Source organism: Pseudonocardia sp. D17 (assembly GCF_036984265.1).
In the GTDB taxonomy this organism is placed as follows: domain Bacteria; phylum Actinomycetota; class Actinomycetes; order Mycobacteriales; family Pseudonocardiaceae; genus Pseudonocardia; species Pseudonocardia benzenivorans.
In genome coordinates this window covers 93,115-105,881 of sequence record NZ_BPRG01000037.1, presented here as the reverse complement: position 1 = coordinate 105,881, position 12,767 = coordinate 93,115, and the positions used below count along the sequence as shown (strand labels likewise).

The window sequence follows — 12,767 nt, the reverse complement described above, 5'->3', positions numbered from 1 at the left end:
CGGCCGAGCGCCGGCGGTGTCGCGCGGCAGGTGCGGGCGCGACACCCGAGTGCAACCTGACGGTCGTGAACCGGCCGACACGCAGCACTGCGGTTGCGCCCCACACCCGGAGCGCAACCTGAACGTCGCGAACCGGCCGACACGCAGCACCGGGGTTGCGTCCCGCACTACGAGAGCAACCGTCCGGCGGCGTGGCAGCGGGTGCTCGCTGGTTGGTCGGGCGGCGAGGTTCGCCTCGACGGCCAGGCCCTGTACGGCAGCGTCCCGGTGGCGTCACTCCCCGCGCAGGTTCTCCGGCAGCGGGGCGTCGAGGGCGTGCATCCGCGGGAGCACCTCGGCCGCGAAGAGCCGCATCGAGCGCTCGGCGGTCTCCGCGGACATACCGCCGAACCGCGGGTTGACGATGAACTCGACCGCGCCGGTCTTCTGCTGGATGAACCGCAGCTTCTCGACGACCTGGTCCGGTGTGCCCCAGGCCTGTGGGCGCGCGGCGAACTCCAGCATCTGCGCGTCCTTCGCCGGGTCGGTGCCCGGGCCGAGGTAGGGCGGCACCGTCGCGTAGTGCTCGTAGCCCTTGACCCCGATGAACTGTGACGGGTCGTCGAGGCCGTACTGCTTGGCGCTGCTGTTGTAGCTCTCCAGCATGTGCTTCGACATGACCGCCCAGGCCTCCTCCTCGGTCTCGAAGCAGGCGAGCATCACCTGGACCGAGGGCTGGGTGGGTTCGAGACCGTTGGTTCGCCGGATCTTGTTGACCTGCTGGATGTCCTCGGCGTACTCGTCCCAGCTCTTCGTGTTCGTCATGATCACGCCGTTGCCGGAGTTCGCCACGATCGGCAGCGTCTCGGGGCTCTGCCAGGCGATACGCATCCGCTCGAGCAGCCGCTCGGGATTGCGGAACCCGGGCCGGATCGAGGTCTCGGGGATCTGGAAGTACTCACCCTCGAAGGAGAACCACTCGTTGGTCAGCGCCCGGCGCAGGATCTCGAGCGACTCGGCGAACCGGCCGCGAGCGTCCTTCATCGGCACCCGGAACCGGTCGAACTCGTGCTTGGCCGCACCCCGGCCGAGGCCGATCGTGAGCTGCCGACCCTGCAGCATGTTGTCGAGCACGCTGATCTGGTCGACGACCGCCAACGGGTCGTACCAGGGCAGGACGACAACGATCGAGCCGAACTCCAGCCGCGAGGTCTTCCCGGCCATGTAGGTGAGGTGCTGCAGCGCCCCGCCGGTCATCGCGTACGGGCTGAAGTGATGGTCGACGGCCCAGTAGGAGTCGAACCCGAGGGGCTCGACGAGCCCGGCGAGGTGGAGGTCCTCCTCGTAGATCTGCTGGTCGGTCACCGCCGGCGGGCCGGGCCGCCTCGACTTGAAACGGTCCCAGTCCGCGTAGTTCTGGAAGTAGAGATGGACACCGATCTTCATGGTCACTTCCTCGACGAGTCCGACGATGGGCCGCGGGCGGAGTGGTTGCCGAGGGCTCAGGCGCAGCAGCAACTCGAATCCGATTTGAATCTGGCCGAGCCAGCGTCGCAGGCGCCTGCATCCGCGTCAAGACCGTAACGGGGGACTACCCCACTTGACGGCGCCGCCGCTGCGGGTGTTCGATTCCGACTCGTCTTCGAACCTACTCCGGTTCGAAAAACTCGCTTCGACGCTGTCGTCCCAGAGGAGCCCGCGGTGCCCGACCAGACCCTGACGACCACGGCAGACCCGCTGATCGGTGGCCTGCGGTTCGCGGAGGCACCTCGCTGGCACGCGGGGTGGCTCTACTTCTCCGACATCTTCGCCCATCGCGTGCTGCGCGTCGACGAAGCCGGGACCCTGGAGACCGTTCACCAGTTCGACGACGGGGTGCGGCCGTGCGGCCTGGGCTTCCTCCCCGACGGCAGGCTGCTGATCGTGAACATGGCGCGCCCCGAGATCCTCCGGCTGGACGCGCCGGGACAGGTCGCCGTCCACGCCGATCTGTCCCACCTGGCCGTCGGCGGGCTCAACGACATGGTCGTCGACGACCGGGGCCGGGCCTACACGGGCTCGATGGGCACCCACGATCCCGCCGCCCCGCGCCCGGTCGATGCGGACGGCCGGGTCATCCTCGTCGATCCGGACGGGTCCGCGCGCGTCGTCGCGACCGAGGTCGACGACCCGAACGGCCCGGTCCTGCTGCCCGACGGCACCTACGTCGTCGCCTCGTTCCCGTCCGCGCAGCTGATCGGTTTCGACCGCGCCGCCGACGGCACACTGACGAACCGCCGGGTGTGGGCCGAGCTGGCCCCGGGCAGCGCCGACGGCATCGCCGCGGATGGCGCGGGCGCGATCTGGACGGCCTCGCCGTTGCAGGGCGTGGTCCGTCGGGTGCTGGAGGGCGGCGAGATCACCGACGTGGTCACGATCTCCGACGACGTCACCGCGAAGCTGCCGCTGGCGTGCGCCCTCGGCGGCCACGACGGGCGGACCCTGTTCGTGTTGTGCCTGCTCGGCGGGGTGGAGGCGATCGCCGCCGGCACGACCGGGTCCGTCGTCGAGACGGTCCGGGTCACCGTCCCCGTCCGGTAGGGAGACCACTGTGGAGTTCGGGCTCTACTTCGCCCAGCAGCTCCCCCGCCCCTGGGGGCGCGACGCCGAGCTGGACCTGTTCCAGGAGAGCCTCGACCAGGTCGAGCTGGCCGACCGCCTCGGGTACGGCTACGCCTGGGCCCCCGAGCAGCACTTCCTCGAGGAGTATTCGCACTCGTCGGCGCCCGAGCTGTTCCTGGCCGCCGCCGGCCAGCGGACCCGCACGATCCGGTTGGGCCACGCCGTCGTCCTGATGCCCCCGGGGTACAACGAACCGGCGCGGGTCGCCGAGCGGATCTCCACCCTCGACCTGCTCACCCGCGGGCGTGTCGAGTTCGGGATCGGGCACTCCAAGACCCGGGTCGAGCTGGAGGGCTTCGGCGTCGACCCGTTGCTGCGCCACGAGATGTCGCTGGAGGCCCTGGGTCAGGTCACGGAGATGATGGCCCGCGAGCCCTATCCCGGCCACGCCGGCACGCACTTCTCCATGCCGGCCCGCAACGTCGTGCCGAAACCCGTGCAACGGCCGCATCCGCCGCTCTGGATCGCCTGCTCGGACGACGAGACGGTCCGGCTCGCCGCCCGGCTGGGGATCGGTGCGTTGGCCCACTCGTTCTTCGACGCGGCCGAGGCGAAGGCTGTCGTCGAGGACTACATCGAGACGTTCAAGCGCGACTGCGTGCCGATCGGGCACACGGTGAACCCGCGGGTCGCCACGATGGTGCCCTTCCACTGCCATCTCGATCCCGAGGTCGCGCGCACCAGGGGTGAGCGGGCCGGGAGCTTCTTCACCTATGCGGTGCGCCATTACCACGTGTTCGGCCGGCATCGACCCGGCGTGACGAACGTGTGGGAGCGATCGGAGGTCGTCCGCGAGGAGCTGGGCGGGTCGATCCCGCACCGCGGCGGCCACGCCATCGGCTCCCCCGCCGAGCTCACCGAGCGGTTGCGCGAGTACCAGGAGGCCGGGATCGACCAGACGATCCTGCTCCACCAGTTCGGGCGGCTGCCCTACGACCAGGTCCGGGAGTCGCTGGAGTTGTTCGCCGCGGAGGTCATGCCCGCGTTCGCCGCCGAGCACGCGGCGATCCGGGCGCGGCGGGACGCGGAGCTGGCCCCCTACGTCGACGCGGCCCTGGCCCGGCGGGAGCGGACGACGCCGGGAGCGGTCCCGCTCGTCGACGCGTACGGGTTGAGCCGGCCGCCGCTGGAGGATCCCGATGCCCATCCACCCCACGTCCGCGACATCCTGGTCGAGCTCGCGCGGATGGCGGCCGTGGCACGGCGCCTCGACTCCTGAGCGCGCCCTCAGCAGGGGTGGATGCCCGCCAGCGCGAGGCGCACCAGGCGTCGCGCGGTGGCGGAGTCCTTCTCGGTCGCCGTCCCGATCGCGTTCATCAGGGTCATCAGGTCCTGCCCGGTCACCCCGGGCCGCACGACTCCTGCCTCGGCGGCGCGGTCCACCAGGACCTGAAGCTCGTCGATCAGCCGGTCCGTCACACAGACGTCGTCCGCCGAGAGCCCGTCCCCGTCGGGGCCGGCGAGGGCGATCCCGAGGCCGCGGTTGTCCGCGATGTAGGCCGTGGTCTCCTCGATCCAGACGTCGAGCTCGGCGGCCGGGTCCACCCCCGGCTGAGCCGCGGCGTGGCCGCACAGCTGCTCGACGCCCTCCCGGTACACCGCCTCCAGCAGCAGGTGCCGGGAGGGGAAGTGCCGGTGCAGGGTCGCCGAGCCGAGACCCGCGCTGCGGGCGATCTCCTCGAGCGACGCCTGGGCGCCGTCCCGACGGATCAGCTCGGCGGCGGCCGCGATCAGCCGCTCGCGGTTGCGGCGGCCGTCCGCGCGCAGGGTCTTCGTCGCAGGCACGGCGCTCCTCTCCTCGACAAGCGGGGTGGCCCTCGATATCGTAGCCCCAAGCATAAACGGGGTGGTACCCCATTTATGATGATCGAGCACAGGAGCCCACTCATGAGTGAATTCGTACTGGTCACGGGCGCGACGGGGCAGCAGGGCGGCGCCGTGGCACGAGCCCTCGTCGCGGCCGGGACGCCGGTCCACGCCCTCGTCCGCGACCCGGACAGCCCCCGCGCCCGGGCGCTGACCGACCTCGGCGTCGAGCTGGTCCGCGGCGACCTGGACGAGCCGGAGTCGCTGAAGCCCGCCCTCGACGGTGCCCGCGGCCTGTTCTCGATCCAGAACCCGGACTTCACCGATCTGGCCGGGGACACCGAGATCGTCCGCGCCCGGGCCCTCGCCGCGGCCGCCGCGGCGGCGGACGTCCCGCAGATCGTCCACACCTCGGCCTCAGGGGCCACCCGCCTCATCGACGAGGAGCGCTGGGGCCCGTTCGTCCGACACGCGTTCCGGGTCAAGGCCCTCACCGAGGACGCGCTGCGCGAGGCGGGCGCCGCCTCGACCACGATCCTGCGCCCGTCGGCCTTCCTGGAGAACTTCCTGGCGCCGTCGTACTTCTACGCGCCGGGATCGAGCGAGAAGCTCCTCGTCGGCTACGACGTGGACGTCCCGCAGGCCTTCGTCGCGGTCTCCGACATCGGAGCGGCGGCGGCCGCCGCGTTCGCCGACCCGGACCGGTTCGACGCCGTCGAGCTGGAGCTGGCGAGCGAGCGGATCAGCCTGCGCGAGGCCGCCGCGACCCTGTCCCGGGTGTGGAAGCGGCCGCTGACGCTGCCGGAGAGCCGCGACGCGGCGATCGCGGACGGACTCGCCGAGGTCTTCCAGCAGTCGCAGGGCTACCTGAGTGCCCACCCCGCGCCGGCGTTCCCGGAGTACCAGCGTGTGTTCGGCCTGGAGCCGACATCCCTGGAGGAGTGGGCGCACCGCGTCGCCTGAGCCGGTTCCCGCGGACGGACACGTCGGCTCGGGAGCACGGCGGCCGGCTCGCGGACCGCCGCCGAGACGTCACACCCGGTTCGAGACAGCCGAACACGAGGGATCGACGAACACGACCGCGTCGCCGGCACCCGAGCGGTCCGCCGGGTGCGGGACCGTCCCCCGCACCGGGGTGCTCATCGACGCCCGCACCGGCATCCCGACCACCCGGACACCCGGCCCGACGGCGCGGGGCACCGATCGCCGCCCCGGCGTCCACCGGTACCGGTCGGGGTCGGGGCCGACGACGACCGCGACCGTCCGCGGATCGCGGTCGCCGTCTCGTCCGGCCCGGCCGAACCAGGTCCGGTACCCGGGCCGAGGGCACGGAGGTGCACCGACGAACTCGACCGCCCACGAATTTGGTCGGCGGGCCCGAGACGAGACGCCGACCTGTTCCCGGGCGAGGTCCCCGAGGTCGAGGACCGCCCGGCGACGCCGTGTCCCCGGTCCGCCCCGCGGTACGGCGACACGTCGTTCGGGCACGGCGCGCTCAGCGGCCCGTCCATCTCGGAGACCGCTTCTCCAGGAAGGCGCGGGCCCCCTCGGCGGCGTCCGCGGAGGTGCGCACACTCATGGCGAGGTCCGCCTGCCGCGCGAACCCCGCGGCGTCGGCCGACCACCCTGCCGCCAGCACCTGTTTCGTCGCGGCGACCGCGAGCGGCCCGTTCGCGGCGATCCGGGCCGCCAGATCGCGCGCGGTCGCCAGGGCCTCCCCCTCGGCGACGAGGCGGTTCACCATCCCGAAGCCGTGCGCGTCGACGGCGGAGAACCGGTCGCCGAGCAGCGCGATCTCCATCGCCCGATGGTGCGGGACCCGGCCGGACAGCCGCAGCAGTCCGCCGCCCGCCGCGATGAGTCCCCGCTTCACCTCCGGCAGCCCGAAGACCGCGGACCGAGCCGCGACCACGAGGTCGCAGGCCAGCACGATCTCCATGCCGCCACCCAGCGCGGGGCCCTCGACGGCGGCGATCAGCGGCGTCGTCGGCGGTCGTTCCACCAGCCCGGCGAAGCCGCGACCCTCGACGCTGGGCCGCTCGCCGGTGCCGAACGCCTTGAGATCCATCCCGGCGCAGAAGAAGCCGCCCGCGCCCGTGAGGATCCCGGCGCGCAGCTGCGGATCGGCGTCGAGCCGGTCCATCGCTGCGGCCACCCCCTCGGCCACGGCGCGGTTCACGGCGTTGCGGACCCGCGGCCGGTTGATCGTCACCACCAGCACGCCGTCGGCGGCCTCGACCAGCACCGCGTCCTCCGACGTCGACGAGCCGCTCATGCCCGGACCCCTCCCAGTACCGCGTCGGTGTGCTCGCCGAGCCGCGGCGTCGGGGTGGTGCCGGCGGGGACGAAGCCGCGGTACCGGGCGGGGGTCCGGACCGCGAGCTCGGTGCGGGCCCCCTCCCCCACCGTGACCGCCAGGGCCGCCTCGGTGAACGCCGCCGACCGGATCACGGACCTCCACGTACGGACCGGCGAGGCCATCACCCCCGCAGCGGTGAGGACCTGCACCCACTCGGCCACGGTGTGCCCGGCCAGTGCGTCCTCCAGCGCGGCGGCCAGCTCGACCGGGTGGCGCGCCCGTTCGACCTGGTCGACGAACCGGGGGTCGGTGCGCAGGTCGGGGCGACCGAGGGCCTCGGTGAGCAGCGTCCAGTGCCTGGGCACGTAGGCGAAGAGCATCAGCCACCCGTCCGCGGCGCGGAACGGACCGGACGGGGCGACGGCCAGCGACGCCCGCCCGGTCTCCGTCAGGTGGGCGTGTTCCGGCGCGGTGTGCAGCTGGCGCGTGATGTGCGGAGCCTGCAGGCTCACCGCGACGTCGTAGAGGGCGACCTCGACGACGTCGCCTTCTCCATGCCGCTCGCGGGCCAACAGCGCGGCCAGGATCGCCTGCGCCAGTACGTGCCCGGCGGCGGCGTCGACGACGGTGGGCGCCGGCAACAGGGGCCTGCCGTCAGCCCCGGTCAGGCCGGTGAGCAGGCCGGACTCGGCCTGGATGAGGGCGTCGATGCCCGGTCGCCGGTGCTGCTCGCCGTCGCCGGAGAAGGCGCACAACGAGGCGTGGACGAGCCGGGGGTTGCGCCGGCGCAGCACGTCCGCGCCCAGCCCGAGCCGGTCGAGGACGCCGGGACGGAAGCCCTGCACGAACACGTCCGCGGTATCGGCCAGTGCCAGCAGCCGCGTGACGTCGTCGGCGTTGCGCAGGTCGAGGACCACGGACTTCTTGCCGCGGTGATGGGGCAGGAAGTACGGCCGCAGCTCCTCCTGGCCCGGGATCGTGGAACGGATGTTGCGGCCGGCCTCACCGCCGGGCGGTTCGATCTTGACGACCTCGGCGCCGAGGTCGACGAGCACCTGCCCGGCGAGCGGGCCCGCGACGTTGGACGTCAGGTCGAGGACCCGCATCCCGGACATCGGGCGGCGGTCGGTCACGGTCCCTCCAGGGTGCCGACGGGGTACGACGCACCCTCGGCCGGGTGCGCGAAGGTGATCCGGACGGGCGATCCGGCCACGGGGGTCACCGGTTCCGCCCCGGTGAGCCTGACCTGCAGCCACGGGCCCTCGGCCAGCTCGACGAGTGCGGTGCGGAACGGCAGCGAGTCGGCGAAGGCCGGATGTGGCGCGGCGTGCACGACGGCCCAGGACACGAGGACGCCGCGGCCCGCGGCGGGGACCCATTCCAGTGGGCCGCAACAGGTCGCGACCTCCGGTGGGTGCCAGGTGCCGCAGGAGACGCAGCGCGGGAGCAGCAGCCGGTCCCGGGCGGCGGCGGCGAAGAAGGGCGCGGTCGCGGAGTCGGCCTCGATGGCGGGTCCGGGGACGGTCATCGTCGCTCCTCCCGGGGGTGCGGGGACAGGATCACGGTCGAGTGGTGGTCGAGGATGCCGCCGTTGCCGCTGACCATGATCACGTCGCGACGGGAAACCTGGCGTTCGCCCGCGTGGCCGCGGGCCTGGATCACGGCCTCGGTGAGCGGTGTCATGCCCCAGAGGTAGTAGCCGGAGAGCTGGCCGCCGCCGGTGTTCACGGGCAGCGGGCCACCGGGAGCGGTGTGGCCGGCGGCGACGAAGGGCCCGCCCTCGCCCTTGGCGCAGAAACCGTAGTCCTCCAACGTGACGACGACGGTGTAGGTGTAGCAGTCGTAGAGCTCGAGCAGGTCGACGTCGGCCACCCGCAGCCCCGCCCTGCGCAGTGCCTCCGGGCCGGCGGTCGCGGCGCCCGTCGTCAGGCCGAAGCCGGACCCGCGCGTGGCCGGCTGCCCCGGGTGTCCCTGCGCGAGGCCGAGGACGTGCACGGGTGGCTGAGCGAGGTCGGCCGCCCGATCCGCCCGGGTGACGACGACCGCGGCGCCACCGTTGGACACCAGGCAGCAGTCGAGCAGGTGCAGCGGTTCGGCGATCCACCGCGAGGCCTGGTGCTGTTCGAGGGTGAGCGGCTCGCGCTGCTGCGCAAGGGGGTTGAGCGCGGCCCACCTCCGCTGCGCGACGGCGACTGCGCCCAGCTGTTCGCTCGTGGTGCCGTAGGCCTGCATGTGCCGACGGGCGGCCAGCGCGTACTGGACCGTCGGGTTCCCGCCCGCGACCGTGCGCAGCGCGGCGGCGCCGCTCAGCGCGTACCGGCGACGACCGGCGTAGGCGGCCCCGGCCGACTCCCCCGCGCGGAGCGGGGCATCGGCGAAGACACAGGCCACGACGTCGGCGAGGCCGCACGTCACGGCCGCGGCGGCATGGCCGAGCATCGCCCCGGCGGTGGCGCCGAAGGCCTGCATCTCACTGAGCAGACGCAGGTCGCGCAGGCCGAGCCTGCGCTGCAGGGAGACGTCGACGTCTCGGGTCGTGCCCGAGCTGACCAGCAGCCCGTCAACGTCGGCGAGGGTGAGCCCGGCGTCCGCGACCGCGCGCCGCACCGCGTCCGCGGCGAAGTCGGGGGCACTGCGGCCGTAGACCCGGCCGACGTCGGTGATCCCGAGGCCGACGATCGCGGCGTCCATCCGGGAGCCCTTCCGTTCTGTTTCATATTTGGAACACAGTGCTAAATTTGCAACGTGACTGTAGAAACGTCTCCGGACGGGCGTCAAGGCTCGCCCGCCGTCGACTCGGCCGCGCGAATCCTCGAGCTGCTCAGCCGCTACCGCACCCGGACCAGCACACTGTCCGAGATCGCAGCCGCGCTGGAGCTGCCGAAGAGCACGGTGCTGCGGATCCTGCGGACGTTGCAGGCGCACTCGCTCGTCCACCACGACGCGGAGACGCGCCGTTACCAGCTCGGGTTCTTCACCGCCGTCCTCGGGTCACGCGCCGCCGAGGGTCTGGACTCCTTCACCAGAACGCGCCCGTTCCTGACCGAGATCAGCGAGCGGACCGGCCTGACCGCGGCGCTCGTCCAGCGGGTGTCGGCGGACCGGCTGATGTACGTGGCCGAGCAGCACGGCGCCGGGCCGAGCACGGTGCACATCTCCGTCGGCAACCGGTTCCCGATGTTCGAGGTCTCCTTCGGCCGGTGGTGGGTCGCCTTCAGCACACCGGCGGAGCGGGAGGCGCTGGTCCCGGCCGCCCTGCCGGCGGTGACCGACCGCACCCCCACGGACCGGGAGGCCTACCTGCGCGACTGCGCCGCCCTCGGGTCACGCAGCGTGCTGGTGACCCGGGACGAGTACATCCCCGGCGTGTTCACCTCCTCATGCGCCGCCCTGGACCCGCGGGGACAGCTGGAGGGCGTGGTGGTCGCCCTCGGCTTCTCGCAGTCCGTGGACGGCCCCGCCGAGCAGGCCGTGCACACGGTGATGACCGACGTGGCCACTCGGCTCAACGCTCACATCTGACGTTCTGAATCCAATAATTACGATATCGGATCCCATCGTGTAGCCTGGAGTACACCGCGACCTCCGGGAGACCACATGCCTCAAGACCTGCCGTTCGCCGAGCTGGTGGTCGTCGATCTGAGCCAGGGCATCGCCGGCCCCCTCGCCACGATGATGCTCGCCCAGTACGGCGCCACCGTCATCAAGGTGGAACCGCCGGGCGGGGACTGGCTGCGTGCCCCCGCGCAGGTTCCGGGCGGCAACACCGGGGTCACGGTCTCGGGCAACATGGGCAAGCGCAGCATCTGCGTCGACCTCAAGTCGACGCGCGGCGCGGAGGTCCTGCGCCGGCTCGTCACCGGCGCCTCGGTGTTCGTCGAGTCCTTCCGTCCAGGGGTCGTCGGCCGGCTCGGCTTCTCCTACGAGGACGTCACGGCGCTGAACCCGGAGATCGTCTACGCCTCCGTCTCCGGTTTCGGCCAGTCCGGCCCGCACGCCCACCGGCCCGCGATGGATCCCGTCCTGCAGGCCTACTCCGGACTCATGACCGAGCACGGGACCTTCCTCGACGGCCCGCACCGACTGATCACAATCCCGGTGGACCTGACTGCGGCGCTGTTCACCTTCTCGGCCCTCTCGGCGGCGTTGTACGGCAAGCGGGTCCACGGCAAGGGCACCTACCTCGACCTGCACCTGCTGCAGGCCGCGGCCTGGCTGGACCTGCACGCGCTGCACGAACGGCTGCTCCACGACGGGCGGCTCGCTCCCCAGCCGACGATCTACGGCAACTACCGCACGGCCGACGGCGAGATCTTCCTCGCGGCCATGAACGAGACCGAGTGGGCACGCGTGCGCGCCGTCCTCGGGGACGACGAGCGCCTGCTGGCCGACCGCTTCCGCCCCTACGGGGCCCTGCGGGCCCCCGAGCCGCACACCGGCGCGTCGGCGGAGCTGCGTGCCCTGGTGGCCGAGCTGCTGCTCGCGGGGTCCACCGCGGACTGGGTGGAACGGTTCAACGCCCACCGGATCATGTGCGCGCCGGTCAACGACTCGGTGGGCTTCCTGCGGGAGCCGCACGTGGAGCAGCTCGGGCTCTTCGAGCACCTGACCCAGCCGGGCATCGACCGTCCCGTGCCGATCCCGGGCCTCCCCGGCCCGCTCCCGATCCGCGACGGCTCCCGGCGATCGGTGTCGCCGCTGGCCGGTGCCGACACCGCGGACGTGCTCGCCGAGTACGGGTTCTCCCCGGCGGAGGTCGACGAGCTGCTGGCGGCCGGGGTCGTCACCTCCTTCGCGCCCGCGACCGCCACCGCCGAGTAGGCGGCCGGGGCTCACGGGGCGAACACCACACCCGCCCCGTGCAGCCGGTCGATCTCGGCGGACGAACGGCCGCTGAGGCCGAGCAGCTCGCGGGCGCCCTCGCCCAGCGCAGGTGTGCGCGCGACGGCTGCGGCGGTGGGCCGCGCGGCGCCGGGCGGCCCGACGCGCAAGGGTGCCGCAGGGGCGTCCACGACCGAGCCGTCCGGGTGCCGCATCGGCACCACCCCCGCACGCTCCCGCACATGCGGCAGCTGCAGGCCCTGTGCCACGGTGAGTACCGGTGACACGCAGACGTCCTGGTCCGCGAAGAGTGCGAGCCACTCCGCCCGCGGCCGGGTCGCGAGCACACCGGCGACGACGCCGCGCAACCGGTCCTGACGGGAGCGGTCGTACTGCGCGCCCTCGTCGTCGATCCCGGTGAGCGCGCAGAACCGCCGCCAGAAGCGCTCCTCGAGCGCGGCCACCGCGAGCAGCTCACCGTCGGCGCAGGTGTACACGGCGTAGCAGGCGAGCTCGCCGTTGAGCATGCTGGTCCGGGGGCCGACGTCGAGGCCGAGCATGAGGGCCTGCGCCTGGGCGACGACCAGCGCGAACATCGCGCCGTCGAACAGCGAGGACTCGGCGACGAGCCCCGTCCGCGTCCGGCCCGCCTGGTGCACCCCGCTCACCGCGGCGAGCGCGGCCAGGCTCGCCGCCACCCAGTCCGCGACCTGCACCGGCGCCGGGGCCGGTCGATCCTGGCGAGCCATCGACAGCACCCCGGCCATCGCGGCGTAGTTCAGATCGTGGCCGGCGGTGGCGGACAACGGCCCGCCCGAGCCGTAGCCGGGCAGCGTGACGTAGCTCAGTGCGGGATTGCGCTCACGCAGTGCCTCGGCGCCCACGCCGAGCCGATCGGCCACCCCGGGTCGCATGCCCTCGACCACGACGTCCACCACGGAGGCCACGGCGAGGTAGGCCTCCCGGCCCTCCGGCCGACGGACGTCCACCGGGAAGCTCTTCTTGCCACGGTCGAACACGAGGTGGTTGACGCCGACCCCGCGCACCAGCGGCTCCATGGTCCGGGCGTTGTCGCTGCCGTCCACCGGCTCGACCTTCCAGACCTCGGCCCCCAGCTCGGCGAGCAGCCACGTGGTGATGCAGCCGACACCGATCCAGGAGAAGTCGAGCACCCGGACACCGGCGAGCGGACCTGCCACCA

General features: G+C 72.8%; 12 protein-coding genes. 5 read left to right on the top strand and 7 right to left on the bottom strand.

Annotated elements, in window-relative coordinates:
• Positions 1-273: 273 nt before the first annotated feature.
• Entirely contained in the window at positions 274-1,425 is a 1,152-nt protein-coding gene (locus tag PSD17_RS06780; protein WP_013675333.1) for an LLM class flavin-dependent oxidoreductase, read from the bottom strand.
• A gap of 255 nt (positions 1,426-1,680) precedes the next feature.
• Here PSD17_RS06780 and PSD17_RS06775 point away from each other — a divergent pair, with 255 nt between their 5' ends.
• Positions 1,681-2,559: an SMP-30/gluconolactonase/LRE family protein gene (locus PSD17_RS06775; RefSeq protein WP_013675332.1), complete on the top strand. Its 879-nt coding sequence runs from the start codon at positions 1,681-1,683 to the stop codon at positions 2,557-2,559.
• Positions 2,560-2,569: 10 nt separating this feature from the next.
• Positions 2,570-3,859, top strand: a complete 1,290-nt coding sequence (locus tag PSD17_RS06770; protein ID WP_339122150.1) for an LLM class flavin-dependent oxidoreductase — start codon at positions 2,570-2,572, stop codon at positions 3,857-3,859.
• Between the two features lie 8 nt (positions 3,860-3,867).
• Here PSD17_RS06770 and PSD17_RS06765 read toward each other — a convergent pair whose 3' ends face one another.
• On the bottom strand, positions 3,868-4,425 hold the full coding sequence (locus tag PSD17_RS06765; protein ID WP_339122149.1) for a TetR/AcrR family transcriptional regulator: 558 nt from the start codon (positions 4,423-4,425) through the stop codon (positions 3,868-3,870).
• 102 nt (positions 4,426-4,527) lie between these two features.
• On the opposite strand from PSD17_RS06765, the gene PSD17_RS06760 reads away from it, so the two are divergent.
• Positions 4,528-5,409 (top strand): NmrA family NAD(P)-binding protein, encoded by an 882-nt coding sequence (locus tag PSD17_RS06760; protein WP_013675329.1) that lies wholly within the window; start codon positions 4,528-4,530, stop codon positions 5,407-5,409.
• 532 nt (positions 5,410-5,941) lie between these two features.
• Here PSD17_RS06760 and PSD17_RS06755 read toward each other — a convergent pair.
• Genes PSD17_RS06755 through PSD17_RS06740 form a run of 4 tightly spaced genes read right to left on the bottom strand, consistent with a single transcriptional unit; the run spans position 5,942 to position 9,436 of the window.
• Complete coding sequence (locus PSD17_RS06755) at positions 5,942-6,721, bottom strand: crotonase/enoyl-CoA hydratase family protein (RefSeq protein ID WP_013675328.1); 780 nt, start codon at positions 6,719-6,721, stop codon at positions 5,942-5,944.
• Positions 6,718-7,878: a CaiB/BaiF CoA transferase family protein gene (locus PSD17_RS06750; RefSeq protein ID WP_013675327.1), complete on the bottom strand. Its 1,161-nt coding sequence runs from the start codon at positions 7,876-7,878 to the stop codon at positions 6,718-6,720. Before PSD17_RS06750 ends, PSD17_RS06755 begins: the two co-directional genes overlap by 4 nt.
• Positions 7,875-8,273, bottom strand: coding sequence for a Zn-ribbon domain-containing OB-fold protein (locus PSD17_RS06745; protein WP_339122148.1), 399 nt, complete (start codon positions 8,271-8,273; stop codon positions 7,875-7,877). The genes PSD17_RS06750 and PSD17_RS06745 overlap by 4 nt, the downstream gene beginning before the upstream one ends.
• Entirely contained in the window at positions 8,270-9,436 is a 1,167-nt protein-coding gene (locus PSD17_RS06740) for a thiolase C-terminal domain-containing protein (RefSeq protein ID WP_103381648.1), read from the bottom strand. The genes PSD17_RS06745 and PSD17_RS06740 overlap by 4 nt, the downstream gene beginning before the upstream one ends.
• Before the next feature lie 54 nt (positions 9,437-9,490).
• On the opposite strand from PSD17_RS06740, the gene PSD17_RS06735 reads away from it, so the two are divergent.
• Entirely contained in the window at positions 9,491-10,267 is a 777-nt protein-coding gene (locus PSD17_RS06735) for an IclR family transcriptional regulator (protein ID WP_013675324.1), read from the top strand.
• Between the two features lie 75 nt (positions 10,268-10,342).
• Positions 10,343-11,566 (top strand): CaiB/BaiF CoA transferase family protein, encoded by a 1,224-nt coding sequence (locus PSD17_RS06730; protein WP_339122147.1) that lies wholly within the window; start codon positions 10,343-10,345, stop codon positions 11,564-11,566.
• An 11-nt stretch (positions 11,567-11,577) separates the two neighbouring features.
• Here PSD17_RS06730 and PSD17_RS06725 read toward each other — a convergent pair whose 3' ends face one another.
• Positions 11,578-12,765, bottom strand: coding sequence for a CaiB/BaiF CoA transferase family protein (locus PSD17_RS06725; RefSeq protein WP_158703422.1), 1,188 nt, complete (start codon positions 12,763-12,765; stop codon positions 11,578-11,580).
• Between the last annotated feature and the right edge of the window lie 2 nt (positions 12,766-12,767).